At 69.6% G+C, this 25,068-nt stretch carries 25 protein-coding genes; 11 read left to right on the top strand and 14 right to left on the bottom strand.

Annotated features, from left to right (window positions below; translation table 11 throughout):
- The first annotated feature begins 3 nt into the window (after positions 1-3).
- On the top strand, positions 4-1,713 hold the full coding sequence (locus tag OPF83_RS06900; protein WP_264886553.1) for a long-chain-fatty-acid--CoA ligase: 1,710 nt from the start codon (positions 4-6) through the stop codon (positions 1,711-1,713).
- Positions 1,714-1,788: 75 nt separating this feature from the next.
- Here the strand turns inward: OPF83_RS06900 and OPF83_RS06895 are convergent, their stop codons facing one another.
- Both OPF83_RS06895 and mshA read right to left on the bottom strand, forming a co-directional pair.
- Positions 1,789-2,373 (bottom strand): YbjN domain-containing protein, encoded by a 585-nt coding sequence (locus OPF83_RS06895; protein ID WP_264886551.1) that lies wholly within the window; start codon positions 2,371-2,373, stop codon positions 1,789-1,791.
- Positions 2,374-2,445: 72 nt separating this feature from the next.
- Positions 2,446-3,756 (bottom strand): D-inositol-3-phosphate glycosyltransferase, encoded by a 1,311-nt coding sequence (gene mshA / locus OPF83_RS06890; RefSeq protein ID WP_264886550.1) that lies wholly within the window; start codon positions 3,754-3,756, stop codon positions 2,446-2,448.
- 211 nt (positions 3,757-3,967) lie between these two features.
- On the opposite strand from mshA, the gene OPF83_RS06885 reads away from it, so the two are divergent.
- On the top strand, positions 3,968-4,759 hold the full coding sequence (locus OPF83_RS06885) for a DUF5642 family protein (RefSeq protein ID WP_264886549.1): 792 nt from the start codon (positions 3,968-3,970) through the stop codon (positions 4,757-4,759).
- 46 nt (positions 4,760-4,805) lie between these two features.
- Here OPF83_RS06885 and OPF83_RS06880 read toward each other — a convergent pair whose 3' ends face one another.
- Positions 4,806-5,660 carry an alpha/beta fold hydrolase gene (locus tag OPF83_RS06880; RefSeq protein WP_264886548.1) on the bottom strand — a complete coding sequence of 285 codons (855 nt, stop codon included), beginning with the start codon at positions 5,658-5,660 and terminating at the stop codon, positions 4,806-4,808.
- A gap of 90 nt (positions 5,661-5,750) precedes the next feature.
- On the opposite strand from OPF83_RS06880, the gene OPF83_RS06875 reads away from it, so the two are divergent.
- From OPF83_RS06875 to OPF83_RS06865, 3 genes are all read left to right on the top strand, one after another.
- Positions 5,751-6,200: a limonene-1,2-epoxide hydrolase family protein gene (locus OPF83_RS06875; RefSeq protein WP_264886546.1), complete on the top strand. Its 450-nt coding sequence runs from the start codon at positions 5,751-5,753 to the stop codon at positions 6,198-6,200.
- Positions 6,201-6,271: 71 nt separating this feature from the next.
- Positions 6,272-7,048, top strand: coding sequence for an SDR family oxidoreductase (locus OPF83_RS06870; RefSeq protein WP_264886545.1), 777 nt, complete (start codon positions 6,272-6,274; stop codon positions 7,046-7,048).
- 281 nt (positions 7,049-7,329) lie between these two features.
- On the top strand, positions 7,330-7,866 hold the full coding sequence (locus OPF83_RS06865) for a ferritin (RefSeq protein ID WP_264886543.1): 537 nt from the start codon (positions 7,330-7,332) through the stop codon (positions 7,864-7,866).
- A gap of 67 nt (positions 7,867-7,933) precedes the next feature.
- Here the strand turns inward: OPF83_RS06865 and OPF83_RS06860 are convergent, their stop codons facing one another.
- The 4 genes from OPF83_RS06860 to OPF83_RS06845 form a co-directional block, all read right to left on the bottom strand.
- A complete protein-coding gene (locus OPF83_RS06860) occupies positions 7,934-8,947 on the bottom strand; it encodes an acyl-CoA thioester hydrolase/BAAT C-terminal domain-containing protein (RefSeq protein WP_264886542.1) in 1,014 nt (337 codons plus the stop codon).
- Positions 8,948-9,060: 113 nt separating this feature from the next.
- Positions 9,061-9,591, bottom strand: a complete 531-nt coding sequence (locus tag OPF83_RS06855) for a dihydrofolate reductase family protein (protein ID WP_264886540.1) — start codon at positions 9,589-9,591, stop codon at positions 9,061-9,063.
- 402 nt (positions 9,592-9,993) lie between these two features.
- Positions 9,994-11,190 (bottom strand): membrane protein insertase YidC, encoded by a 1,197-nt coding sequence (yidC, locus tag OPF83_RS06850; RefSeq protein ID WP_264886538.1) that lies wholly within the window; start codon positions 11,188-11,190, stop codon positions 9,994-9,996.
- 111 nt (positions 11,191-11,301) lie between these two features.
- Positions 11,302-12,390: a UDP-N-acetylmuramate dehydrogenase gene (locus OPF83_RS06845; protein WP_375546227.1), complete on the bottom strand. Its 1,089-nt coding sequence runs from the start codon at positions 12,388-12,390 to the stop codon at positions 11,302-11,304.
- A 174-nt stretch (positions 12,391-12,564) separates the two neighbouring features.
- Here OPF83_RS06845 and OPF83_RS06840 point away from each other — a divergent pair, with 174 nt between their 5' ends.
- The 5 genes from OPF83_RS06840 to OPF83_RS06820 all read left to right on the top strand — a co-directional run bounded on the left by OPF83_RS06840 (position 12,565) and on the right by OPF83_RS06820 (position 18,721).
- Entirely contained in the window at positions 12,565-13,065 is a 501-nt protein-coding gene (locus tag OPF83_RS06840; protein ID WP_264886537.1) for a DUF2505 domain-containing protein, read from the top strand.
- A 121-nt stretch (positions 13,066-13,186) separates the two neighbouring features.
- Positions 13,187-14,059 carry a DUF2993 domain-containing protein gene (locus OPF83_RS06835; protein WP_264886536.1) on the top strand — a complete coding sequence of 291 codons (873 nt, stop codon included), beginning with the start codon at positions 13,187-13,189 and terminating at the stop codon, positions 14,057-14,059.
- A 26-nt stretch (positions 14,060-14,085) separates the two neighbouring features.
- Positions 14,086-15,048 (top strand): NADP-dependent oxidoreductase, encoded by a 963-nt coding sequence (locus OPF83_RS06830; protein WP_264886535.1) that lies wholly within the window; start codon positions 14,086-14,088, stop codon positions 15,046-15,048.
- Between the two features lie 89 nt (positions 15,049-15,137).
- Positions 15,138-16,982, top strand: coding sequence for an ABC transporter ATP-binding protein (locus tag OPF83_RS06825; protein WP_264886534.1), 1,845 nt, complete (start codon positions 15,138-15,140; stop codon positions 16,980-16,982).
- A 20-nt stretch (positions 16,983-17,002) separates the two neighbouring features.
- Complete coding sequence (locus OPF83_RS06820) at positions 17,003-18,721, top strand: ABC transporter ATP-binding protein (RefSeq protein ID WP_309297748.1); 1,719 nt, start codon at positions 17,003-17,005, stop codon at positions 18,719-18,721.
- A gap of 95 nt (positions 18,722-18,816) precedes the next feature.
- On the opposite strand, the gene deoC is transcribed toward OPF83_RS06820, so the two are convergent.
- On the bottom strand, positions 18,817-19,527 hold the full coding sequence (deoC, locus tag OPF83_RS06815; protein ID WP_264886531.1) for a deoxyribose-phosphate aldolase: 711 nt from the start codon (positions 19,525-19,527) through the stop codon (positions 18,817-18,819).
- Between the two features lie 54 nt (positions 19,528-19,581).
- Here deoC and purU point away from each other — a divergent pair, with 54 nt between their 5' ends.
- Positions 19,582-20,448, top strand: a complete 867-nt coding sequence (gene purU, locus OPF83_RS06810) for a formyltetrahydrofolate deformylase (protein ID WP_264886530.1) — start codon at positions 19,582-19,584, stop codon at positions 20,446-20,448.
- A gap of 87 nt (positions 20,449-20,535) precedes the next feature.
- On the opposite strand, the gene OPF83_RS06805 is transcribed toward purU, so the two are convergent.
- From OPF83_RS06805 to OPF83_RS06780, 6 genes are all read right to left on the bottom strand, one after another.
- Entirely contained in the window at positions 20,536-21,249 is a 714-nt protein-coding gene (locus OPF83_RS06805; RefSeq protein ID WP_264886528.1) for a MerR family transcriptional regulator, read from the bottom strand.
- On the bottom strand, positions 21,246-21,536 hold the full coding sequence (locus OPF83_RS06800) for a DUF2516 family protein (protein ID WP_264886527.1): 291 nt from the start codon (positions 21,534-21,536) through the stop codon (positions 21,246-21,248). The genes OPF83_RS06805 and OPF83_RS06800 overlap by 4 nt, the downstream gene beginning before the upstream one ends.
- Positions 21,537-21,632: 96 nt before the next feature.
- Entirely contained in the window at positions 21,633-22,610 is a 978-nt protein-coding gene (locus OPF83_RS06795; protein ID WP_309297747.1) for a hypothetical protein, read from the bottom strand.
- An 80-nt stretch (positions 22,611-22,690) separates the two neighbouring features.
- Positions 22,691-23,212 carry a helix-turn-helix domain-containing protein gene (locus OPF83_RS06790; protein WP_264886526.1) on the bottom strand — a complete coding sequence of 174 codons (522 nt, stop codon included), beginning with the start codon at positions 23,210-23,212 and terminating at the stop codon, positions 22,691-22,693.
- A gap of 242 nt (positions 23,213-23,454) precedes the next feature.
- On the bottom strand, positions 23,455-24,663 hold the full coding sequence (locus OPF83_RS06785; protein WP_264886525.1) for a DUF445 domain-containing protein: 1,209 nt from the start codon (positions 24,661-24,663) through the stop codon (positions 23,455-23,457).
- A gap of 86 nt (positions 24,664-24,749) precedes the next feature.
- On the bottom strand, positions 24,750-25,058 hold the full coding sequence (locus OPF83_RS06780) for a hypothetical protein (protein ID WP_264886524.1): 309 nt from the start codon (positions 25,056-25,058) through the stop codon (positions 24,750-24,752).
- Positions 25,059-25,068 lie beyond the last annotated feature (10 nt).

Genomic DNA, 25,068 nt, shown 5'->3' with positions numbered 1-25,068 from the left:
GGCATGACCGCAGACGTCGGAGACACCACTGAATCCACCAGCCGCCCCTGGACGGTCCACTACACACCGGGCACCACGCACGACCTGAACTACGGCACCACCACGCTGTGTGACCAGTTCGACCGTGCCGTGTCCGCTTTCTCCGACCGTCCCGCCACCGAGTTCTTCGGCCGCCTGACGACCTACTCCGAACTCGGCCGCCGGGTCCGTCACGCCGCCGAGGGGCTCCGCCTGCTCGGCGTCGGCAGGGGCGACCGCGTGGCGGTGCTGCTGCCCAACTGCCCCCAGGGAATCGTCGTCTTCTACGCGGCCCTCCGACTGGGGGCGATCGTGGTGGAGCACAACCCCCTCTACACCGCCGACGAGCTCGAGGGCCCTTTCTCGGACCACGGCGCGAAGGTCGTCGTGACGTGGAACGTCATCACCGGTGTCGTCGAGGATCTCGCGCAGCGGTCCGGTTCCGCGATCGAGCACATCCTCGCCGTCGACCTCCTCGAGGCCTTCCCCACCGCCAAGCGCCTCGCCCTGCGACATCTCCCCGTGCCCGCGCTGCGCGCCTCGCGGGACAAGCTGTCGCGCCCGGACTCCCACACGCCCCACTGGTCGGCGTTGGAGAACGGACCCGAACTCGACTTCTCGCACCCCTACCCCTCGAGCGACGACCCGGCGCTGATCCTCTACACCTCGGGCACGACCGGCACCCCCAAGGGCGCGACGCTCACGCATGCGAATCTCGTCGCCAACTCCCTGCAGGGCGAGGCCTGGGTGCCCGGCCTGGTGCCCGGCGAGGAGCGGTTCCTGGCCTCCCTGCCGATGTTCCACGCGTACGGGGTGACGATGTGCGTGGTGTTCGGCATCGCGCAGGGTGCCCGCCTGCAGCTCGTCCCGACGCCCGACATGGACCTGATCATGCCGATCATGGCGAAGAACCTGCCGACGTTCATCCCGGCGGTCCCGCCCATCTACTCGCGGATCCTCGAGGAGGCCGACGCGCGCGGCATCTCGCTGCGCGGCGTCCGCAACTCCTTCTCCGGGGCCATGGCGCTGCCCGACGACCTCATCGCGCGGTGGGAGTCCGCCACCGGAGGCCTGTTGGTGGAGGGGTACGGGATGACCGAGTCCTCGCCCATCACCGTCGGCAACCCCATGTCGACGGCGAGGCGACCGGAATCGATCGGTGTCCCCTTCCCGGACACCGATATCCGCATCGCCGACAAGGACGACCCCTCCCGCGACGCGCCGCCCGGAGAGCCGGGCGAGCTCCTGGTCAAGGGGCCCCAGGTCTTCCCTGGATACTGGCGCAATCCCGAGGCCACCGCGGCGACCTTCCACGACGGCTGGCTCCGCACCGGCGATGTGGTCCGGCAGGATCCCGACGGCTTCCTGCGGATCGTGGACCGTCTCAAGGAGATGATCGTCACGGGCGGGTTCAACGTCTACCCCTCCGAGGTCGAGGCGGTCCTGCGCACGGCGCCCGGCATCGCTGACTGCTCGGTCGTGGGTCGACCTGGCTCGGACGGAGGCGAGCAGGTCGTCGCGGCGGTGGTGCTCGAGCCGGGTGCGACGCTCGACGTCGACGCGGTGCGCGCGCACTGCCGGGCCTCACTCACCGGCTACAAGGTGCCGCGGGACTTCGTCGAGCTGGCCGAGCTGCCCACCAACCCGATGGGCAAGGTGTTGCGCAAGAAGGTCGCCGAGGCCGTCAACGCCTGACGCCCTCGGTCGGCGAGGACTGAGGCCGGCGTGCCCGAGGCCGCGCCCAAGGCAGACCACGCCCTCGGTCGGCCCCTACTCCGGCTGGGGCAGGTCCTCAGTGATGTGCCGGAACGCCTCGAGGTTGCGCAGCGACTCCCCGCGGGAGACGCGCCACTGGAACTCGCGCCGGATCGCGGTGTGGAAGCCGGTCTCGAGCAGGATGTTGAAGTCGTGGTCGGCGGCCTCGAGGACCTGGCCCAGGACGCGGTCCAACTCCTCCTCGGTCACCGCGACCAGCGGCATCCGACCGACGAGATAGATGTCACCGTTGTTGTCCAGCGTGTACGCCACCTGGTACATCCGCCGGTTGCGGCGGAGCAGGTAGTTGTAGACCTTCTCGAAATCCTCGTCGGGCCGGCGGCAGACGAACGCCTCGACGCGGACGCTCTCCCGGTTCACCGTGAGGTGACACGCGGTCTTGAGGCGCTTCTCCCCCGGCAGGATCACGACGAACGTGCGCCCGTCGACCAGGGTTGACTCGATCTCGCGGTCCACCAGGAACCGGCGGATCGTCTCGACGCTGGGGCCGTGGGTCTCGCCGTCACCGGGGTCGAGCGGGCCGCGCACCTCGCCACTGTCGAACGGGTTCGCCTCGCCTGCGTTGTTCGCGTCGGTCATCGTGACTCCTTGGGGTCGAGCGGTTGCGGTGCCGGACTCCCCCAGTGTGGCCGAAGTCGTCTCTGTCTGCTGTCAGGACGCGGTCGCCTCGGCCCGTCGTGCCCGGTAGGCCGCCATCGTGCCCGCGTAGGAGGCCAGCAGTCCGTCCGCCGTGGCGTCCCAACTGAACCCGGCGGCGTGATCCGGTGCGCGACGGGACATGGCGAGTCGCTGGTCGTCATCGTCGAGGAGTGAGACCAACGTCCGTGCCCACTCGCGCGGATCGTGCCCGTCCACGGTGATCCCGGTCCGGCCGTCGGCGACGGCCGTCGGCAGCCCGCCCACGGCGGCGGCCACGACCGGCGTCCCGCACGCCTGCGCCTCCAGCGCGACCAGGCCGAACGACTCGGAGTACGAGGGCACCGCCACGATGTCCGCGGCGCGGTACACGTCCACCAACTCTGACGGCGGGCGCGGCGCGAGGAAGTTCACGCGGTCGGCCACGCCCAACTCGTCGGCCAGCTCCATGAGCGAGCGCGGCCGTTCGAGGCCCGACCCGCTGGGGCCGCCCACGACAATCAGGCGCACGTCGCGGTGCGGCTCGGCGCGCACGATCTCGGCGAGCGCCCGCACCACCACGTCGGGCGCTTTGAGCGGCTGGATCCGTCCGACGAACGCGATGACCTCGGTCTTCTGCGCCAGCCCGAGCGCGCGGCGGGCCTTCTCGGTGCCGCGCTGCGTGCCGGGGGTGTACTGCTCGAGGTCGGCGCCGGGCGGCACGATGTCGATGTCGGCCGGATCGGCGTCGTAGTAGCCCACCAGCTCGTCGCGCTCGCCGGTGGTGTTGACCACCAGTCGGTGCGCGGCGTCGACGATCTGCTGCTCGCCGATGCGCCGCGACTCGGGCTCGGGGGTGTCGCCGGCGGTGAGGACGGCGTTCTTGACCTCGGCGAGCGTGTGCGCGGTGTGGACCAGCGGCACGCCCCAGTGCTCGGCGGCGACCAGTCCGGCCTGCCCGGAGAGCCAGTAGTGCGAGTGGATGAGGTCGTAGTGTCCGGGCGCCTGACCGGCCTCGGCGCGCATGACGCCGGCGACAAAGGGACACAGCTGGGTGGGCAGGTCCTCCTTGCGCAGGCCCTCGAACGGCCCGGCGACGATGTTGCGGACCAACACCCCGTCGCCCGCCTCCTCGATCGGGGGCTGTGTGGAGTGGGTGGCGCGGGTGAAGATCTCCACCTCGACGCCGCGCATGGCCAGCCGCCGCGCGGTCTGCAGGACGTAGACGTTGAGTCCACCCGCGTCGCCGGTACCGGGCTGGGCGAGCGGCGACGTGTGGAAGGACAGCACGGCGATGCGTCGGGGCAGCGGGGCCCCGGACGCGGCGCTGAAGTCGGTGACGGTCACGGGTCTGATTGTGCCCCCGTCAGCACCGGGGTGCACGTCGTGCCGGTGCGGGAGGGTGCGGGCGGGGACGAGTATGACGACGACGACGACGGCGCGGCGACCCGACGGTGAACTTCTCCCCATCCTGCGGCCTGGATACCCGGTCGGGACGGGAAGCGATATAGCGTGCCCGACGTCAGGTGTCACCGCTGATCGCACCCGGAGGATCCTCATGACTGTTCGCCGTCTCGGCATCACGCTCGCCCTGGGCGTCGCACTCACCGCCGCGTCCTGTTCGTCCGACACCGCCGATCAGGCCGCCTCGGACGCCACGTCAGCGGCGTCATCGGTGGCCGGTGAGGCCGGGGACGCGGTCTCCGAGGCGACAGACGACGCGACCTCCGAGCCCACCGATGCGCCGGTGCAGGAGCTGCTGCTGACCCCCGAGGAGGTCCCGTCGATGCCCATGCAGGCGGCTGACCCCGCGATGCTCGCTCAGGCCGGTGCGAACATGGAGCTTCCGGAGGGCATGGAGATCACCTTCGATCCCCCGGAGTGCGCCGACGCCGCTGACACGAACGCGGCACTGGCCAGGGACGTCGAGGACGGTGGGATGGCCGCACTCATGGGCGGAGGCGAGAGCGCCCCCGCGATGTACACGGTGCAGGTGCTCCGGACCTCGGTCCCCTTCGACGAGTACCAGTCCAACTGGGGGAGCTGCGAGAACGTCGTGTTCGAGGGTCAGGCGCTCGGCATGCGCGGCACCTCGACCTCGACGGACGCCCCGGAGATCGACGGCGCCGACGAGGTCCTCGCCCGTATTTCGGACACTCAGGTGGACAGCGTTCTGGGCGAGGGTGGTCAGATGAAGTCCCTCGTGTACCTGACCGAGGTCCGCGGCGTGAAGGTGGTCGGCGGGGCGATGACCGCCCCCGGGGCCGGCGGAGAGCTCGGACCCGAGGCGGAAGCGGCACTGACCGGGCTGATGACGCAGCAGGTCGCCAAGATCAACGACGCCGCCTGACCGGCGTTCCGGTCAGGCTGACGTCCCGGTCAGGCCGGCGTTCCGGTCAGAGTTCGGCGGTGAACGCGTCGAGCTCGGCCAGGAACGTCGGCGTCTCCTCGAGGAACGGCGCGTGGGCGGACTCGGAAAAGCCGACATAGCGGCCGCCGGGGATCATCTCGGCGTTCGCCCGGCCGGCCGAGGGCAGCACCACGCCGTCGTGCTCGCCGTGGATGACCAGCGCCGGGATGGTCAGTCCACGCAGCGTGTCGTCGTTGTCGACGCGACGGGTGAGCATCTTCTGGCGGACCGCTGGTGGGGTGGCCAGTGACAGGCCGAAGATCCGCTGTCCGCTCGTCCCGTCACCGGAGTGCATCATCGCGGTGCCGAAGCCGGCCAGGGCGGCGACGGCCTTACCCGGACGCTCGTCGAACGCACCGTTCGAGGTGGCCTCGATCATCGCCGGGCCCACCGCGCCGCCCGCCGAGCGGGAGATGGAGGTGACCGCGCCGCAGAGCACGATCCCCGCGACACGCCCCTCCCCGCGGGAGGCGAGGTAGTCCGAGACGACGATCCCGCCGTACGACCAGCCCAGCAGGACCGCGCCCGCACCGTCGCCGATCCCGGCGGCGTCCAGCACCGCTTCCACGTCGTCGGCCCACTGGGCGGGCGAGTCGTACCCCTCGTCCGCGACGGTCGAGTGCCCGTGTCCGCGGAGGTCCATCGCCACCACGTGGTAGCGCGTCGCCAGCTCCGCGAGCAGCTCGGGGCCCCAGCAGGCGCTGGACTGGGCCCAGCCGTGGATCAGCACGAGCGGCCGGGCGGCGCGGTCGCCGAGCTCACGGAACGCGATCGTGGTGCCGTCCGAGGAGACGGCGGAGGCGACGGTCATGGCAGGAGTCGGTACACCGGAGGAGGTCATGCGGGTCATGGTGCCAGCCGGATCACTCCGGCACCGGCATTGCGAGCAGAACTCTCCCCCGCCACGGGCCGGGTTCGTTACCGTGTGCCAATGGTTCCCACCTCGACTCAGACAGACGCGGATGTCGTGGTCCGCACCTTCCTGGACGCCCTGTGCTCGGGCTCGACCGACGCGGCCGCGGGTCTGGTCACCGACGACGTGTGGTGGGAGAACATCGGGCTCCCAGTGGTCCGGGGCAAGCGATCCGTCGTGGGCGCGATCGCCCTGATGCACCGTCGCTGCCGCTTCGACGTCCGGACGCACCACCTCGCGGTCGAGGCGCCCGTCGACCCGACGAATCCACATGCGCCGACCATCGTGCTCACCGAGCGGACGGACATCCTGGGCTTCGGACCCCTCTCGGTGGACTTCTGGGTGTGCGGCCGGTTCGAGGTCCGTGACGGGAGGATCTGCGGGTGGCGGGACTACTTCTCCACCGCGGACATGACCCGGGGTGTGGCGCGCGGGATCATCCGCACGGTCACCGGTCGAGGCCGCTGACCCCGGCCTCGTCGTCGTCATCCCTGTTCCTCCCCGGACCGCGCCCTCGAACCTCACCTACCCTGAACGACATGACCGATCACTCCGCCGCCCGCGAACGCCTCTCCGCCCTCCCCTCCGACACCCGCGTCGCCGTGGTCACCGGGGCGTCGTCCGGAATCGGGGAAGCCTCCGCCCGCGAACTGGCGCGGCAGGGCTTCCACGTCGTGGTGGGGGCGAGGCGCGTCGACCGACTCGAGGCACTGGCGCGCGAGATCGACGGCACCGCCCTCCCTCTGGACGTGACCGACGAGCAGTCGTGCGCGTCGTTCTGCGCGGCCATCCCCCGCCTGAACGTCCTGGTCAACAACGCCGGCGGCGCCAAGGGCACCACCAGTGTCATGGACGCCGACGAGGACCAGTGGCGGTGGATGTGGGAGACCAACGTCCTGGGAACGCTTCGGATGGTCAAGGGCCTCATGCCGACGCTTGTCGAGACCGGGGACGGCCTGGTCGTCACCATCACCTCCATCGCCGCGCTCGAGTCGTACGACAACGGCTCGGGTTACACCTCCGCCAAGCACGCGCAGGCCATCCTGCACCGCACGTTGCGCGGCGAGCACCTGGGGCAGCCCGTGCGGTTCACCGAGATCGCACCCGGCATGGTCGACACCGAGTTCTCCACCGTGCGTTTCGACGGCGACAAGGACCGGGCCGACGCCGTCTACCGCGGCCTGACCCCGATGGTGGCCGAGGATATCGCCGAGATCGTGGGTTTCGTCGCGAGCCGTCCGTCGCACGTGAACCTCGACCAGATCGTGGTGAAGCCGCGGGCGCAGCACTCCGCGATGCGTGCTCACCGCGACTGACGCGGCGTCGGGCGGCCGTGACGGGACGCTCGAGGGTCGCGGCGTCGGCCGTGACGGGACACAGCGACGGCCACGACCGGGGCGCGCCGATGGGCTCCCACCGGCCTCGGAGCACCTCTACAGAAGGCAAGGCTGACCAATATCAGGTAAGGCTGTCCACCGTCAGGTTAGGCTAACTGACCTGGCACGATGCTGAATCTGCTCCTATCGTGAGAGCCATCGGGAGACGCCCTCCCCGCCGACTCGACGGTTGTCGAGCGGCTCTGACGAAAGGCCTCACAATGACCCAGAGCACCAGCACCTACGCAGACCTTCTCTCCGCCCAGGTCGGCCACGAGTTCGCCGCGAGCCACCAGTACGTCGCGATCGCCGTGTGGGCCGACGGGCAGGACCTGCCGCAGCTGGCGGGTCGCTTCTACCAGCACAGCCTGGGCGAGCGGAACCACGCCATGATGATGGTCCAGTACATGCTCGATCGGGACATCCCGACCGTGATCCCCGCCGTGCCGGCGCCGCAGGTCGAGTTCGACGGCCCCGTCGCCGCGCTCGCCCTCGCGCTCGAGCAGGAGAAGGAGGTGACCCGTCAGATCGAGGCACTGTTCCAGGCCGCGCGCGCGGAGAACGATCCGCTGGGCGAGCAGTTCATGCTGTGGTTCCTGCGCGAGCAGGTCGAGGAGGTCGCCAACATGAACACGCTGGTGACCATCGCGGAGCGTGCCGACAACGACTGGTTCCGCATCGAGGAGTACCTCGCGCGCGAGACGGATGCCTCCACCAACACGGGCACCCCGCCCGCGGTCGCCGGCGGAGCGGTCTGACAAGGCACTTCCGGATCTAGCGCAGCCTGAACCGGCACCGTCTGCCGGAGAGGCCCCGGCCGCCCGGTCACCGCGACCAGGCGGCCAGCCTCTCCACGAGAACGCGGTTGCTCTCCTCGAGCGCAGCGGCATTCGCCTCGGCCGAGCCTCCGTTGCGCATCCCGTCGGAATGATCGCCGGGTACGTAGAACACGTGCCCGGCATCGTCATAGATGTGTACCTCGGCACCCTCCGGGCGGGCCTGCTCCATGCGGCGGGCCGCGTCGTCGGCGGGCCAGAGCTGGTCGTCCCCGCCGGCGAACATCAGTAGCTCCCCCGGCAGCGGTGCGAGATCGATCCGGGCGTCGTCCCTATCATGGCCCGCGATCGCCCCCTCGAATACCGGCCGCAGATGGATGGGCTCGCCCAGCAGCGTGGACACCGCGAGCCGCAGGACCGGCCCACGCTCGGCGGCGTCGGAGTAGGCGACGAACGGCACGTCCTGCCCGTCGACGGTCCACGATGACACCACGTCTCGCTGATCCATCCCCTGCATCACGTGGTCCATCGGCGCGAACAGCACCAGGTTGTCGACGCGCGGTTCGTACGTGGGAAGCAGCGCGGCGAGCTCCGCGCCCTTGGATGTCCCCACGACCGTGACCGGGTCGGCCGACTCAGCGTGGGTCTCGGCCCAGTCGATCGCCAGCGACGCGTTCTCCACCGGCACCCGGTCCAGCGTCGCGGGCTGCCCCGGCTGCCCGAAGTAGAACAGCGACAGCACTTCGTGCCCCTCGAGCGCGAGCAGTTCGGCGTGCTCGAAGTCCGGCCCGCCTTCCGATCCGCCCCAGGTCAGGACCACTCCGTCGTGGCGGATGTCGTCGGGCCGCAGGTGGAATCCGCGCACGGGGCCGTCGGCGATCGGCGTCACCGTGACCCCCGGCAGCCCGGCGGGATAAGACGCCGGGTCCGCGGGTTCGGCGTAGGTGACGTCCGGTTCGGGGTAGCGGTAGTGGTTGACGACGCGGGCGAGGACCACGGCGAGAATGACGACGACGAGGAGCGCCACCGGCCACCGGAGTACCTTCCACACGCCGCGCATCATGCTCCTTCCCGGGAGGGGCGCTCACCCACAGGTCATTTCCCGGGAGGGGCGCTCACCCGCAGGTGATTACCTGCAGGCTATCGGCATCAGGTCCCCGCTAGCGTCGGAATACCCTATGCGCGTGCGTATTCCACGTACGTCACCCCACTGTCGAACGCCTTGACCCGCCGGCGCATGAGGCCGATGAGCGGGACCGCCGGAGTCGCGTCAGCGTCCGGAGACGCGGTTCGCGCGCCGACCAACGGGATCCCCCGACCGAGGACGAACGGATTGACCTTGAGTCGGAACTCATCGATCTCGTCGACCAGCGTCCCGGCGAGTGTTCCGCCGCCACACAACCAGTCGTCGAGATCCGACTCCTCCGCCTTGAGCTTCCGGACCACCGCCACCGGGTCCTCCGTCGTGATGGTGAGCCCGTCCTCGGCGGGCAGCCCGTCGGGTCGGCGGGTGAACACGTATTGCCGCAGGTGCGGGTAGCCACTGACCAGTCCCTCGTCCACGGCGACCTGATGGGTCGCGCGCCCCATGACGACGGTGTCGAACTCCGCGTCCTGCTCCGCGTCCTGCTCCGTTCCCGGCAGGACACGCCTCGCCGCCGTGCCGGTTCGAGCCTGAGCGTGCCTGAGCGGGCCAGCCAGGGCCAACCAGGGCCAACCATTGCCGAGCCGTCAGTCCGGTCAGCGTTTCCCCAGGACGCAAATCCTGAAACCGTACCGGAGTGACGGCTCAGCGCGGACGCAGCGGAAACGGCGAGCGGGCGCGGGATAGGCGCGAGCCGGGCAGGCCGAGCGGGCGCCGGATCGAGCCGGGCGGGCGCCGGCTGGCCGCACGGGCCAGGCGCGCGCCAGCTCGAGCCTGATCGGGCCAGCTATTGCCGAGCCGTCAGTCCGGTCAGCGTTTCCCCAGGACGCAAATCCTGAAACCGTACCGGAGTGACGGCTCAGCGCGGACGCGGTGGAATCGGCGAGCGGGCGCGGAATAGGCGCGAGCCGGGCAGGCCGAGCGGGCGCCGGATCGGACCGGGCAGGCTCCAGAGCAGCCCGCGCCTACATGAACGCGCTGGGCGGCAGGCCCTCGTGTCCCTTCATCGGCAGCTCTTTCTCAAGCTTCTCCATGAAGAAGTGCGACTGCACGGCGGTCCAGACGTTGTTGGTGAGCCAGTACAGGCCGATCGCGATGGGGAAGTTGAAGAAGTACGCGCCCACGATCGGGAAGAACGGGAACAGGTACATCATGATCTTCATCGACTGGTTCATCGACTCGGTCATGGACTCGGCGATCGACTGGAAGTCCTGGGGCTTGTCGGTACCGGCGGCACCGGCGGCACCAGCGCCACCGCCACCGGCGGCACCGGCGCCATCGGCTCCTGCCCCGGCGCCCGCGCCCGCGGCACCCGCCTTGGCTGGGGTCCCCGGGGTTCCGTCGGCCCGATCGGAATCCCGATCGGAGTCCCGGTCGCGGCCGTCACCGCGACCATCCGCCCCGTCGTCGATGCTGCTCGTGACGGACTCGCCGTCGATCTCGAGCACCTCACCGTCGACGACCGGACCGCCGGCGCGGGCCTCGGCCTCGACCTCGGCGATCGCCTCCTTCTCCGCCAGCTTGGCGGCCTTCTGCCGGCGGAAGGAGTTCCACATGTTGATGAAGGTGGCAATGCCGGCCAGTACGAACAGCGGCACGGCCAGCATGAGGATGTCCGCGCGCTCGAGGCCCGGGTGCAGGGAGTCCATGACCTCCTGCGGCATCCGGATGTACGACGCCAGCGGCACCCCGAAGATCTCGGCGTTGAGGAACGACGATACCTGCTCGGGCCCGAACGCCCCGTTGGTCATCTGCGAGGCCTCCTCGATGGTCTTGCCGGGAGGCGAGAAGTTGAGCAGCACGTAGTACAGGCCCAGGAACACGGGGATCTGCACGAGGAGTGGCAGGCAGCCGGCCAGGGGGTTCACCCCGGCGTCGGCGTACAGGGCCTGCATCTCCTGGGCCTGCTCCTGGCGGTCCTCGGGAGACTTGCGGCCGGAGTACTTAAGCTGCAGCTCCTTCATCTTGGGGGCGAGCTGCGCCATCTTGCGCATCGAGTACTGCTGCCGCCACATGGACCGTAGGAGCAGCAGCCGCACTGTCACCACCAGCAGGAGCACGGAGCCCACCCAGGCGACGCCCGAGTCGGGGTCTACCACGAAGCTCAGCGCCCAATGCCAGAACTTCATGACGAGCGACACCGGGTACGCGAACAGGTCCACGGGGCAATCTCCAGAAATCGGCGGCCGCGGTGGCGGGCGCGCGGGGTGAGGTCAGGAACGACAGGTCATGTACCAGCCTGCCAGGCGCGGCCGTTCCGGTGGGCGCGGGGGTCAGATGCTGCAGCCCACCCAGACGGGCTCGGGGTGCAGGTCGACGCCGAACGCCTCCCGGACGCCGTCACGCACGTCACGGGCCAGCGCGATCACGTCATCGGCCGTGGCCGCCCCCCGGTTGGTGAGCGCGAGGGTGTGCTTGGTGGACAGGCGTGCCGGCGACGACGACGAGGGATAACCCTTGCCGAAACCGGCCCGCTCGATCAACCAGCCCGCCGAGAGCTTGGTCCCACCGGGCGCCGCGAACGCCGGCATCTGCTCGGCCACGCCATCCCCGAGCTTTCCCGCGACACGATCGCGGACGGCGGGGAGAGCCTCATCACGGATCACCGGGTTGGTGAAGAACGACCCGGCGCTCCAGGTGTCGTTGTCGTCGTCGTCGAGCACCATCCCCTTGCCGCGCCGCAGCTCCAGCACGGTCTCGCGCACCGTGGCCGGGTCGGTCCGCTCCCCCGGTTCCACACCGAGGCGCCCGGCGAGTTCGGCGTAGCGAATCGGTTCGCTCCGACCGGCGGCGTCGAGCCGGAACTCGACCTCCAGCACCACCGCACGATCCGTGTTCTTGAGGACCGACGTGCGGTAGGCCAGGCCCAGCGCCTCCGGCGTGACCCACTCCACGACGCCGGTCCGGCGGTCGAACCAGCGGACACGGTGCAGGATCTGCGAGACCTCGACCCCGTACGCGCCCACGTTCTGGACCGGCGTGGCACCGACCGACCCCGGAATGCCGGACAGGCACTCGAGGCCGCCGTACCCGCGCTCGACGGTGTCGGCGACGAGATCATCCCAGGTCAGGCCCGCTCCGGCGCGAACGATCAGCTCACCGGAGCCGTCCAGGTACTCGACCTCCCGGTTCCGCACCGCCACCACCGTCAGGTCCAGGTCGCCACCCGCCACCACGAGGTTCGACCCGCCGCCGAGCACCAACACCGGCTCGGAGGCCTCGTCCAGCGCGCGGACCACCTCCACCACCGCATCGGCCGTCACGCACTCGAGCAGTGCCCGCGGACGGCCGCCGATCCGCAGGGTCGTGAGCTCGGACAGCGTCGTCGCGGGTGCGGCCACGACGCCGTCCAGTCCGCTCAGTCCGCGGACCGTCGGATCGGCGGCCCGGCCCGGCACGTCAGGCGTGGTCCGTGCCGGCACGTCAGGCGTGCTCTGTACCTGCACGTCAGGCGTGGTCCGGGCTGATCCGTCTGGCTCGGAGGAGTTCACAGTCACCTGCCCGAGACTAGTCCGTTGCTTGTATCGTCTGAGCCTATGGCGACCAGGTTCACGCACAACGCTCGCATCGAGGCTCCCATCGAGACGGTGTTCAACGCCCTCCGCGAGGAGGCCTTCTGGCACGACCGCATCTCGGCTGTCGGCACCTCGAAGGACACGCTCGACGCCTTCGACCTCACCGACGACTCGATCACCGTGACCACCACCCAGCACATCCCCGACGACGACATCCCGGACATCGCGCGCAAGGTGATCCCCGGCCAGTTGGTCGTGGTGCGGACCAACGTGATCAGCGGATTTGACGGCGAGCGGTTCCTCGGCAACGCCAAAGCCGACGCCGCCGGCGGCCTCGGCCGCATCGAGGGCGGATCCGAGGCCGTCGCCTCCGACGGTGTGGCCGTGGAGAACGTCTCGGGCAGCGTCAAGGTGTCCGTGCCGCTGATGGGCGGCAAGCTCGAGAAGCTGGTCGTGGACCACCTCCGGCGCCTGCTGGTCGCCGAGTACGAGCAGCTCAACCGCTGGACCGCATCGCTCTGAGACCGCGGGAGCCCGGCCGGGCCCCGGCGATTTTCGGTTGGCCAAGACCGAGATGACACGCTATCGCCCGGCCTGACCTGCAGTTCTGCGAGCCGGGCCGGAATCGGAGAGAATCGGACGAATGCAGCCGCACGACACCCAGCGACTCCCTGCCTACGACCAGCCCGGCGTCCAGAATGCCGACACCCAGCAGTTCGCCGCCGCCTACCCTGTCGCCGGCGGCCCGGACAACGGTCCCGCCGCCGGCACCTCTGGTGGCCAGGGCGGCGACACCGGGCGCCGCCGGCGCGGCCCGATCATCGCGCTCATCGGCGGTGTCACGGTGCTCGTACTCGTCCTGGGGCTCGTCGGCCTCGAGTTCGGACTCCGGAACTCGATCAAGCAGCAGATGACCGAAGAGGTCGCCTCCTCTCTGGGCTCGCCCGCACAGGTCGACCTCGGCGCACGGCCCGTTCTGCTGTCGTACTTCACCGGCACGCTCGGCTCGGTTCACCTCACCACCGACGGCTCCCCCGCCGAGGGCGCCACCGGACCGGCCCCCGCGATCGACGTCCGGGCCGAGGGAGTGAGCTCCGAGGGCGAGACCACACACATCGATTCGCTCACCGGGACCGCGTTCGTCTCCGACGAGGCCATGACCCAGGCCGCGCTGAACGATCAGGGCGCCGGAGACTCCATGCTCGGCGGGCTGATCCAGGTGCAGAACATCGTGTCCGATCCCGCATCCGGGACGCTGAAGGTCTCGATCAGCGGCCTCGCCGAGGCCGTCGTGACCCCGCGCCTCAACGGCGGGAACCTCGAGATGGACCCGCAGCAGGCGTCGGTGTTCGGGTTCACCCTTCCGCCCGAACTCCTCGGGGGAACGGTGTCGATGATGGACTCGACGCTCGCCGAACTCCCCGAGGGCGTGACGCTCACCGGCGTGCGCGTCGTGGACGGGGGTATGACCATCGACCTCTCCGGCACCGACGTCGTTCTCGAATCGACTAACTGACGTCGGTCTCTGACATCCTGGGGCGCATGACCCCTCCCCGACCTCCTCGCCCCACCATGCGCGCCGTCTCGCAGGAGTCACTCGGCGGACCCGAGGTCCTGGCCGTGGTCGATCTCCCCCGCCCGGCCCCGCGGACGAACGAGATCCTGATCCGCGTCGAAGCCGCCAGCGTCAATCCCACCGACTGGAAGAACCGCGCCGGTCGCGGTCTCATCGGCGAGCCGCCGTTCGTCCTCGGCTGGGACCTGTCGGGCGTGGTCGAGGAGGTGGGGATCGGTGTCGCCCGCTTCTCCCCCGGCGACGAGGTCTATGGGATGCTCTCGTATCCGTTCGGCCACGGAGCACATGCCGAGTACGTCTCCGCGCCCGCGAGCTGGTTCGCCCCCAAGCCCGTCTCGCTGGACCACGTTCAGGCCGCCGCGCTTCCCCTGGTCGGCCTCACCGCGTGGCAGGCCCTCGTCGAATACGCCGCCATCGAGCCCGGGCAGCGGGTCCTGATCCATGCCGCGGCCGGCGGTGTCGGGCACGTGGCGGTGCAGATCGCCAAGGCCCGGGGCGCCCACGTGATCGGCACGGCCAGTGCCGCCAAGCACGACTTCCTGCGGGAACTGGGTGCTGACGAGGTAATCGACTACCGCGACACGTCAATAGCCGACGCGGTGTCCGGGGTGGACGTCGTGTTCGACACGATCGGCGGCGAGACAGCGCTGGAGTCCCTTCGGGTTCTGCGCCCCGGCGGGACCCTGGTGTCGATCCTCCCGGTGGGATCGGACGAGCTCTTCGCCGAGGCCGACAGGCTGGGAGTACGGGCCCTACGCATGCTGGTCGACTCCTCTCGCCACAACCTGTACTCCCTTACCGACCTGGTTGACCGGGGCGCATTGCGGCCGACCATCGCCGCCGTCTTCCCCCTCGACGAGGCCCCCGAGGCCCACCGGCTCGGAGAGACCGGACGCACGACCGGGAAGATGGTGCTCACACCCCGTTAACTTAGGGCACCCTTCCCTAACTTCGTCTGCCTGATCTACTCTGGAGCCGATTTCCCACAGCGGCTCTAATACGCAGCAGAGGCGGCAGCATGACCACACCCACCGCGGACCCGGCCCCGGCCGCGGCGTCCGCCGAACGACCCGACCGCTCCGAGGAGACACGAGCCCGCGCCGAGATCCTCGCGCCGGTCCGTCCACACCTCGCGGTGGCCGCGGCGCTCGTGTTCCTGTCCTCGGTCTGCACCGTGGTCCCGTATCTCCTCATCGTGGAGGCCGCCCGGGTGATGCTCGCCGACCGGGTCGACGACGCCTGGCCGCTCCTCGGCTGGGCGGTGGCCGTCTTCGCCGCCCGCGCACTGCTGTATTCGGGCGCACTGTTCTGGACCCACCTCGTGGACGCCGACAACCAGCTGAACCTGCGCCGCCTCATCGCCGACACCCTGCGCCGGGTTCCCCTGGGATGGTTCGGTACGCGCAGCTCCGCAGAGGTCAAGAAGGCGCTGCAGGACGACGTGGAGGCGATCCACTATCTGATCGCCCACGCGCAGGTCGAGTTCGTCGCCGCCATCACCACCCCCGCGCTCACCTTCATCTACCTGATCTGGGTCGACTGGCGACTCGCACTGGTGCTGCTCGCCCCGCTTGTCGGGTACGCCGTGGCGCTGACCTTCATGGTGGGCCGCGATCACCGGGCCAAGATGGAGATCTACCAGCAATTGGAGAAGAAGACCGAGGCCACGACGATCGAGTTCGTCGACGGTATCCAGGTGGTCCGCACTTTCGGACAGGCCGGCCAGGCCCACGCGCGCTACGCCGCCGCCGTGGAGGAGTTCTCCGACTACTTCACGGAGTGGTCCACTCCCATGACCCGCATCGAGTCGGCGGCCGGCGTCCTGCTCAACCCGATCTTCCTGCTCACCGCGATCCTGCTCGCCGGACTGCCGATGATCGGCTCGGGCGCGCTCGACCCGGTCGACCTGCTTCCGTTCCTGCTCCTGGGCCTCGGCCTGGGCAGCACGGTGCTCACCGTGGGTCACGCGGCCCAGGCCCGCAGCCAGGCCGACGCCGCCGCCGTGCGGATCCACCGACTCCTGTCCACCCCGCCTCTCGAACGTCACGACACCGCGCCCGGATCGAGCACGCCCGGATCGGACGACGACGACGACTCCGCCGCCGGCACCGTCCGATTCGAGAACGTCCACTTCGCCTACCGCGAGGGCGTCGAGGTGCTGCGCGGCGTCGATCTCACACTGCAGCCGGGCACCATCACCGCCCTCGTCGGCCCGAGCGGGGCCGGCAAGTCGACCCTGGCCGCGCTGCTGCCCCGCTTCCACGACGTCACCGGCGGCCGCATCACTATCGGCGGCGTAGATATCCGCGAGCTGGCCCCCGAGGAGCTCTACGCCCGGGTGGGATTCGTGTTCCAGGACGTGCGGCTCCTCCGCAACACCGTCCGCGCCAATATCGCGATCGCCCGCGAAGGCGCGACAGACGTCGAGATCGAACGGGCCGCCCGTGCCGCCCGGATCCACGACCGGATCCTGGCGCTACCGAACGGATATGACTCGGTCATCGGCGTGGACGCCCACCTGTCCGGCGGCGAGGCCCAGCGACTCTCGATCGCCCGTGCCCTTCTCGCCGATTCGCCCGTCCTCGTCCTGGACGAGGCCACCGCGTTCGCCGACCCGGAGTCCGAAGCCGAGATCCAGACCGCCATCGCCTCCCTCGTCGCCGGGAGAACGGTCCTGGTGATCGCCCATCGCCTGCACACCATCACGGGTGTGGACTCCGTCGTCGTCGTCGACTCCGGCCGGGTCGTGGAACAGGGCACCCACACCGACCTCCTCGCCGCGGGTGGGACCTATGCGCGCCTGTGGCGCGCCGACGCCGAGGCCACGGCGCACCTCACCGGACACGACGGAGGACTCCGATGATCCGCGATATGATCGCTCTCGTGCCCGCAGACAGCCGGCACCTCCTGCCCCGCTACTTCGCGGCCGTACTGGTGCTGGGCGTGGCCCAGGGACTTGCCTACGCCGCGCTCGCGCCACTGCTCACCGCGGTGTTCGGCGGCGATCTCGATACCGCGTGGACGTGGACCATCGCGGTCGTGGTGGCGCTCGTCGCCGTCGCGGCCGGCCGCTACGTGCAGGCCATGTCGGGGATGCGGATCGGCATCTCGATGATGCGTGACCTGCGCCTTCGCCTCGGCGACCACCTGGGCGCCCTGCCGCTGGGCTGGTTCTCGAACCACACCGCCGGCTCCACCTCGCGCGTACTCAACTCCAGCACCAACGAGGTCCTGAGGGTGTTTGCGCAACTGCTCACGCCACTCATCACCGCCGTCCTGACCCCGGTCACCGTGGCCGTGGCGATGCTGTGGGTCGACTGGCGGGTGTCGCTGGCGATGGTGGTCACCGCGCCGGTGCTGTATCTGGTCAACCGCGTCGGCAACCGCCTGTTCGCGGGCGCGACCGAGGCCCAGCACGACGCCGCCGCTCGCGCGAACGAGCAGGTCATCGAGTTCGCCCAGGCCCAACCTGTGTTGCGCGTGTTCGGCACCGACGCCTCGCACGAGCGGCAGCTCATGACCTCTTTACAGGCGTTGCGCACCGCCATCCGGCGCGCGCTGTTCGCCTCCGTTCCGGGCCTGGCGGTGTTCACGATCGTCGTGCAGCTGACGTTCATGCTGCTCGTGTGGGTGGTGGTGGCGCTGGCCTCCGGCGGAGAGCTCGCCGTGCCCACCGCGATCGCGCTCATCACCGTCGCCTCGAGGTTCGTCGAGCCGTTGACCCAGGCGGCCGACCTCAGCTCGGCGATCCGGCGCGCCCAGGTGGCCGCGCGGCGCATCAATGCCCTGCTCGACGCGCCGACGATCGCCGAGCCGGAGGACCCCCGGTCGCCGTCGGGGTCGGACCTGAGGTTTGATCGCGTGACGTTCGGGTATGACGACGACGAGTCCGCCGCCGTCCTCCACTCGGTGGAGTTCGAGGTCCCGGCCGGCACCACGACCGCGATCGTCGGACCCAGCGGCTCGGGTAAGACGACGGTTCTGAGGCTGGCAGCACGGTTCCACGAGCCTGATCAGGGTCGGATTTCCGTCGGCGGGGTGGATCTGGCGGAGCTGGGAACGGACACGGCGCAGGCGCAGGTGTCATTGGTGTTCCAGGACGTGTACCTGTTCGACCAGTCCGTTCTGGACAACATCCGGGTCGGTCGGCCGGATGCCACCGATGCCGAGGTACTGGAGGCGGCACGGGTCGCGCGGGTCGACGAGATCGTCGAGCGCCTTCCCGACGGGTGGGACACCCGCGTCGGCGAGGGCGGTGCGGCCCTGTCCGGGGGCGAGCGTCAGCGTGTCTCGGTGGCGCGGGCGATGCTCAAGGACGCGCCGATCGTGCTGCTCGACGAGGCCACCAGTGCGCTCGACCCGCAGAACGAGGCCGCTGTGGTGGGTGGGATCAGGGAGCTGACCCGCGACAAGACCGTCGCGGTGGTGGCGCATCGACTGCCGACGATTCGTCACGCGGACCAGATCCTGTTCCTCGACGCGGGTCGGGTCGTCGAGCGGGGCACGCACGACGAGCTGCTCGACAACGGCGGCCGCTACGCGGACTTCTGGGCCAAGCGCAGCACTGCGTCCGGCTGGAGGCTCGAGGCGGTCCGCGCCTGAGTCCGAGCTGCCCGGGCGGGGCGGGCCGCTCCCGGGGACGGGGCGCCGTAGGCACGCTGGCCCCGGGGACGGGGCGGGACCGTCCCCGGCGACGACTATTCCGGGAACCCGTCGAGCACTCCGCGGCTGCCGCTCAGGCCGAGCCGGGTCGCGCCGGCGGCGATCATAGCGCGAGCCGTGTCGGCATCTCGGATTCCGCCGGACGCCTTGATCCCCAATGTGCCGCCCACGGCACGGTGCATCGCCTCCACCGCGCGCACACTGGCACCGCCGGCGGGGTGGAACCCGGTGGAGGTCTTGACGAAATCGGCCCCGGCCTTGGCGACGGCGTGGCACAGCTCCTCGATGCGCCGGTCACCGGCCTCATCGCCCAGGGCCTTGTGGAGCGCCGCGGTCTCGAGGATCACCTTGATGACCACCGGCGGCGGCACCGCGTCACGCATGGTGAGGACGTCGGCCATCACCTCGTCGACCAGTCCCGCGATCGCGGCGCCCACGTCGATCACCATGTCGACCTCGCGCGCGCCCTGGTCCACGGCGAGCCGGCCTTCCATGGCTTTGACCAGGGAGTGGTGCTTGCCGGACGGGAACCCGGCCACGGTGGCCACGACGAGTTCCTCGCCCCGGACCGGCAACATGGCCGGGCTGACGCACACCGCCTTGACGCCCAGCTCGTGTGCTTCGGCCAGGCAGGCTTGTACGTCCTCGCGGGAGGAATCCGGCGAGAGCAGCGTGTGGTCGATCATCGCGGCGACCCGCGCACGGGTCAGCCCGTCGGGGGTGGGGGCAGGGGCGGAGGCATCCATGGGAGCCAGCCTAGCCGCGTGCCCCGACACCGCCTGCTGGCACAATGACGTGTCATGTCACGTCGTTTCGTCCTCTCCCTCGGCTGCCCGGACCGCATCGGCATCGTCGCCCGCATCGCCACGTTCCTCGCCGAGCTCGGCGGCACCATCGTCGAGGCCGCCTACCACGCGGACGAGGACACCGGCTGGTTCTTCACGAGGCAGGCGGTCGACGCCGCGTCGATCGGGATGGAGCTCGACGAGCTGCGTCGCCGCTTCGATCGTGTCGCGAGCGAGCTCGGCCCGGAGACCGAGTGGGACATCGCCGATTCGGACGAGCCGAAGGACGTCGTGATCCTGGTGTCGAAGGACGGGCACTGCCTGCACGACCTGCTGGGTCGCGTCGCGAGCGGCGACTATCCGGCCCGGGTGCGCGCCGTGATCGGGAACCATGACAACCTGCGCGGGATGGCCGAGGCGCACGGGGTGCCGTTCCACCACATCCCCTTCCCGGCCGATCCCTCCGATCGCGGCCCGTCATTCGACGAGGTCGCGACCCTGGTCGACGACATCGACCCGCGCGCGATCGTGCTGGCCCGCTTCATGCAGGTCCTGCCCGACGAGCTGTGCACCAGATGGGCCGGACGGGCGATCAACATCCACCACAGCTTCCTCCCGAGCTTCGTCGGTGCCCGCCCGTACCACCAGGCTCACACCCGCGGGGTGAAGCTGATCGGGGCGACCTGCCACTACGTGACCGCCGATCTGGACGAGGGCCCGATCATAGAGCAGGACGTCATCCGCGTCGACCACACCGCGACCGTGAAGGACATGGTCCGTCAGGGGCGCGACGCCGAGAAGCTGGTCCTCGCGCGGGGTCTGCGCTGGCACCTCGAGGACCGGATCCTGGTGCACGGCGGACGCACCGTGGTGTTCACCTAGTCCGCGCGGACACCGGACACTCGGGCACAGCGCACTCAACCCTTCCGCGGGCACAGAGCACTCACCCCTTCCGCGGGCACAGTGCACTCAGCTCTTGGGGAATCCGTGGTTGTCGGACAATAGTGTCTGGACTGCGGAGAGAAAGATCAGGCGTGCGGCCGCTCCGGCACCGGGCAGGATGTCGGTGACACGTTTCTCGATGACGGCCTGGTCCATTCCGGAGTCCCGCAGAGTCTCCACCAGGACCTCGATAGCACTGGCCGCCGTGGCCTGCCCTTCCATGAACGTGGTGCCGATGCGGTCGAGGCCCTCCTCGTCGACCCCCAACACGATCAGTTCGCGGAGGAGCTTGTACATGTACTCGTCGGCCAGGAAGTGATCGTCCGAGCTGGTCTCCGCGCTCAGGCCGATCGCGGAACCCTGGTCCAGGAGGTCCTCGGGGAGCTCGAACCCGGTCACCGCCTGCACACCGCCGCGCGGGAGGCGGCGCCGACGGGTTCCGGAGGATCGCCTGTCAGACCGGACGCTGTGGACCTCGAGCAGATCGGTGAGGCTGAACCCGTGACGCTGGGCGATGAGCAGCTCCTCGATCGTCGCGAACGTGTAACCGCGGTCGAGCAGCCGCAGGATCAACAGGAGCCGTTGCTTGTGCTCAGCGCCGTAGTAGGCGGTTCGTCCGCGCCGTTCAGGGGACGGGAGCAGCCCGCGTTCCTGATACACGCGGATATTCCGGGCCGTGGTTCCCACCTCGGCGGCGAGCTCGTCGATGCGTAGCCCCTGCCCGGCGCCGGGGGACGTCATCGACGTCGCCCACCCACCGCCGGTCTCACGTCGGCGAAGAAGACGCCCACGGCGACCATGGCGATGAGGCTGAGGAACCCGAGCGGTCGGATCGCGAACAACACGGCGGCGACGGCACAGATACCGATCCACGCGGCCTTCGGCCATTTGCCCTCGATCGAATAGGCGGAGGCCGGCGGAAGAGCGGCCAGGAGCAGTCCGGCGAGCGCCCAGACGACCAGCGCCGCCTGGATGCCCATCTTGACCATGCCCCACGAACCCGAGATTTGATCGATCACGGCCGCCATCCTAGTCGGCGCAAATGCCTGCGCCCCGGCCTGCTCGTTCAGAGCAGGCCGGGGCGCGGCGTCATCGGTGAGTGCGCGGGATCGCCCCGCGCGGCATCACTTGGTGTCGGCGGAGCCGGCGGCCGGCTTCGCGGCGGTGGTCGACGCAGCCGGCTTGGCGGCGGTGGTCGACGCGGCCGGCTTCGCAGCCGTGGTCTTCTTCGCAGTGGTGGTCGACGCGGCCTTCTTGGCCGGAGCCTTCTTCGCCGGAGCCTTCTTCGCCGGAGCCTTCTTGGCCGGGGCCTTCTTCTCGGCGATAGTGCGGTCCTCGACCTTGGCGGCGGTGCTCTGGACCTCATCGGACACGGCGTAGGCGGCCTCGTCCACGGCGTCGGCGGCCTTATCGGCGGCGTCACCGATCTCCTCGGCGGCCTGGCGGGCGGACTTGGAGACGCGGCCGGCGGCCTTCACACCGATGGAACGGGTCTGACGGGCGACGGTGCCGAGGGCCTCTTCGCCCAGCTCGACCTGCTCCTCGACGACCGCGGTCGCACGGGCGACCTGCTCGTTGACCAGAGCCAGCCCGGCCTCGAGCTGCGGGTTCTCCTCGCGGAGGCGGGTCACGACATCCTCACCGCGAGCGGCGAGACCGTCGTAGATGCCGGCGGCGACCTGGACGTAGGCGTCCGCGACCTTGCGCAGCTCCTCCGGACGGAAGCGGTTGACGAGCTCCTCGACCTCGGTCGGCAGGCTCTGGACGCGCCCGGGCACCTCGGCCACCTTGGCCTGGGCCTCGGTGTAGCGCTCGGTGACCTTGGTCTGCGCGTCGGTGACGGCATCCTCGGCACGACGACGGAGGTCGGTGACGAGACCGGTGACGGCCTGGATCGCGAGGTCGTTCACGCCGACGTAGGCGTAGACCGGGGTACGCACGGCGGCGATCGCCTGACCGAGCGGACCGTCCACGGCGACGTCCTTGGTGGTGGCCTTGGCCGGGGCGGTCTTCGCCGAACCGGACACCTTCTTGGCGGCGGTCTTCTTGGCGGGCGCCTTCTTGGCCGGGGCCTTCTTGGCGGTGGTCTTCTTCTCGGTCATGTCGACTCCTTCTACGGTTGGTCTCGTTCTGGTGTTCACGTCTGTGGTGTTCTCGTGGCCACTCGGGCCGCCGTACGACATCAGGGGACGTCGACGACCTGTTCAGCGGCGGTCTCGTTGTTCGCTCGGAACGACTCGTAGATCTCCACGAGCACCTCCCTCTGCCGTTCTGTGAGGTCAGGAGCAGTGAGGACCGCATCCCTCACCGGGCTCCCCTGCTTGAGTTCGAGAATTCCCGCCTGCGCGTACAGCACCTCGGCGGAAAGCCTCAGACCTCTGGCGATCTGTGACAGGACCTCGGCGGACGGCTTGCGCAGCCCACGCTCGATCTGACTCAGATACGGGTTGGAGACGCCGGCGCGCTCTGCGAGCTGCCGGATGGACACCTGAGCGGCCTCCCGCTGTGCGCGGATGAACGACCCGATGTCCTGCGAATCGGACGAGCGCTTGCCGCCCTCGGCACGGTTTCCGGCACCGGCATTAACCGGCACCTCTCCCGTGGGCTTGGACCGGCGAGCAAGGGCTGCCCCGGTGGCCGGAGCCACCGACTGGTCGGCAGAACCCGTCGGCTTCTCGCTCTTACGTCCTCGTTGAGCTGCCATGGGATCCACCCCCTCTGCACTGCATCCGTCTTCGTCCGCCGACAACGCTAACAAGACGTGCTAACTGCAGCAAGCGCTAATTGAGCCCTCTAGCGGTGTCGTTCGTCACATGCCCCCACCTTGCCGGGGGTGTGTTCACTCCAGGCATAACGCCACTGTCGCAGTGCGACTGGGGGCTCAGCTCACGACACAGCTAGCAGTGCTCTACACATGTAATGCAGGCGTGCCGGCCACTGCGGAGCTCAGAAGATGAGCTGGGTGGCGGTATAGATCGCCAGGCCCGCGAGCGCACCGACGACCGTGCCGTTGATGCGGATGAACTGCAGATCCTTGCCGGCGAGCAGTTCGATCTTCTCCGAGGCCTCATCGGCGTCCCACCGCTCGACCGTCTCGGAGATGATCGACGTCACCTCACCCGCGTAGTTCTCCGCGACGTACGCGGCGGTGCGGGTCATGTAGTCGTCGAGGCGGTTGCGCACCTTCTCGTCGCCGACCAGCATCTCGGACAACCGCCGCAGCAGGTCGTCGATCTTGACGCGCAACGTGGAGGAGGTGTCCTCGGTGGCCTCGACGATCATCCGCTTGGCGGACGCCCACGCCGAGCCGGCGGCACGGCGCACCTCGTCGCGGTTCATGACCTCGTGCTTGAACGTCTCGAGCTTGGCCATGGTGGCCGGATCGGACTGCAGATCGCGGGCGAAGTCCTCGACGAACCCGATCAGGGCGAGCCGCACCGCGTGCTGCTTGTCGACCTTGATCTGCCACGTCCATTCGGACAACTCGCGGTACGCACGGTCAGAGAGCAGCTCGTTGACGAATTCGGGCGCCCACGTCGGCGCCTTCTCGCGGACCCAGCGGTCGATGGTCTCCGGATGGGCGTCGACCCAGCCGTAGGCCCGGTCGGCCATGAGATCCATGAGCGGGAGGTGACGCCCCTCCTCCAACAGTTCAGCGAGGATGCGACCAGCCGGTGGACCCCACTGGGGCTCCGCGATGCGGGCGACGATAGTGCGTTCGATGATCGCGACGGCGTCCTCGTCGCGGAGGACCGCGAGAGTCGAGCGGATGGCCTTGGCCGCCTGGTCGGAGGCGAGAGCACGGTTCTCGTCGACCGCCAGCCATTCGCCGGCACGCTCGGGGATGTGGGCGCTGCGGACCTTCTCGCTCACCATCTCGGGATCGAGGAAGTTCTCCCCCACGAACCCGCCGAGAGAGTCGCCGAGCTGGTCCTTCTTCTTGCGGATGAGCGCCGTGTGCGGGATCGGGATCCCGAGCGGGTGCCGGAACAGCGCGGTCACGGCGAACCAGTCGGCGAGACCGCCGACCATGCCCGCCTCCGCGGCGGCACGCACATAGTTGACCCACTGCGGTCCGCCGTTGTGGAGCCAGTACTCGGCGGCCAGATAAACGAGACCGGCCGCGACGAGGAACCCCGTCGCGACCAACTTCATCCGGCGGAGGGCGACCCTCCGCGCAGCGTCGTCCGACGGATCACCCGCCTTGAAGGCGGGTGCCGTCGTGACGGCGGAACCGACTGTCAGTGCCCGTCCTCACGCCCGTGCTTGCGGAACGCGTAAAAGCAGATGCCGAGACCGACCAGGAACACGACGGCGGTGGCCACGACGGCGGCGATGACGAGACCCATGGAGACGCCCATGTCGTCCGCGAAGTAGCCCGCCGCGGTGAGCGGCAGACCGAGCATGCACATGCTCAGCAGGATGATGGCCGAACCGAGGTACAGCGGCCCCGAGTACAGCGTGTACACGGGAGCCTCGGTCGTCGCATATTCCGGGTAGTACTCCTCGACGATGGCGGCACCAGTGTGCTCGAGCGTCTGACCGGCCATGATGGCGTCC

This window comes from Dietzia sp. NCCP-2495 (assembly GCF_026011735.1).
Lineage (GTDB): Bacteria > Actinomycetota > Actinomycetes > Mycobacteriales > Mycobacteriaceae > Dietzia.
The sequence above is the reverse complement of the archived record's forward strand: the minus strand, read 5'-3'. Positions and strand labels throughout refer to the sequence as shown.

Bases quoted from the DNA above. Each gene is read 5' to 3' on its own strand.
- OPF83_RS06785 (WP_264886525.1), bottom strand. From the start codon at position 24,663: ATGAAGTTGGTCGCGACGGGGTTCCTCGTCGCGGCCGGTCTCGTTTAT.
- OPF83_RS06870 (WP_264886545.1), top strand. From the start codon at position 6,272: ATGACCGATCACTCCGCCGCCCGCGAACGCCTCTCCGCCCTCCCCTCC.
- OPF83_RS06860 (WP_264886542.1), bottom strand. From the start codon at position 8,947: ATGATGCGCGGCGTGTGGAAGGTACTCCGGTGGCCGGTGGCGCTCCTC.
- OPF83_RS06780 (WP_264886524.1), bottom strand. From the start codon at position 25,058: ATGGCCGGTCAGACGCTCGAGCACACTGGTGCCGCCATCGTCGAGGAG.
- purU (WP_264886530.1), top strand. From the start codon at position 19,582: ATGTCACGTCGTTTCGTCCTCTCCCTCGGCTGCCCGGACCGCATCGGC.
- OPF83_RS06900 (WP_264886553.1), top strand. From the start codon at position 4: ATGACCGCAGACGTCGGAGACACCACTGAATCCACCAGCCGCCCCTGG.
- OPF83_RS06825 (WP_264886534.1), top strand. From the start codon at position 15,138: ATGACCACACCCACCGCGGACCCGGCCCCGGCCGCGGCGTCCGCCGAA.
- deoC (WP_264886531.1), bottom strand. From the start codon at position 19,527: ATGGATGCCTCCGCCCCTGCCCCCACCCCCGACGGGCTGACCCGTGCG.
- OPF83_RS06790 (WP_264886526.1), bottom strand. From the start codon at position 23,212: ATGGCAGCTCAACGAGGACGTAAGAGCGAGAAGCCGACGGGTTCTGCC.
- OPF83_RS06835 (WP_264886536.1), top strand. From the start codon at position 13,187: ATGCAGCCGCACGACACCCAGCGACTCCCTGCCTACGACCAGCCCGGC.
- OPF83_RS06875 (WP_264886546.1), top strand. From the start codon at position 5,751: ATGGTTCCCACCTCGACTCAGACAGACGCGGATGTCGTGGTCCGCACC.
- OPF83_RS06840 (WP_264886537.1), top strand. From the start codon at position 12,565: ATGGCGACCAGGTTCACGCACAACGCTCGCATCGAGGCTCCCATCGAG.
- OPF83_RS06880 (WP_264886548.1), bottom strand. From the start codon at position 5,660: ATGACCTCCTCCGGTGTACCGACTCCTGCCATGACCGTCGCCTCCGCC.
- OPF83_RS06895 (WP_264886551.1), bottom strand. From the start codon at position 2,373: ATGACCGACGCGAACAACGCAGGCGAGGCGAACCCGTTCGACAGTGGC.
- OPF83_RS06830 (WP_264886535.1), top strand. From the start codon at position 14,086: ATGACCCCTCCCCGACCTCCTCGCCCCACCATGCGCGCCGTCTCGCAG.
- OPF83_RS06805 (WP_264886528.1), bottom strand. From the start codon at position 21,249: ATGACGTCCCCCGGCGCCGGGCAGGGGCTACGCATCGACGAGCTCGCC.
- OPF83_RS06865 (WP_264886543.1), top strand. From the start codon at position 7,330: ATGACCCAGAGCACCAGCACCTACGCAGACCTTCTCTCCGCCCAGGTC.
- OPF83_RS06795 (WP_309297747.1), bottom strand. From the start codon at position 22,610: ATGACCGAGAAGAAGACCACCGCCAAGAAGGCCCCGGCCAAGAAGGCG.
- OPF83_RS06800 (WP_264886527.1), bottom strand. From the start codon at position 21,536: ATGGCGGCCGTGATCGATCAAATCTCGGGTTCGTGGGGCATGGTCAAG.
- OPF83_RS06885 (WP_264886549.1), top strand. From the start codon at position 3,968: ATGACTGTTCGCCGTCTCGGCATCACGCTCGCCCTGGGCGTCGCACTC.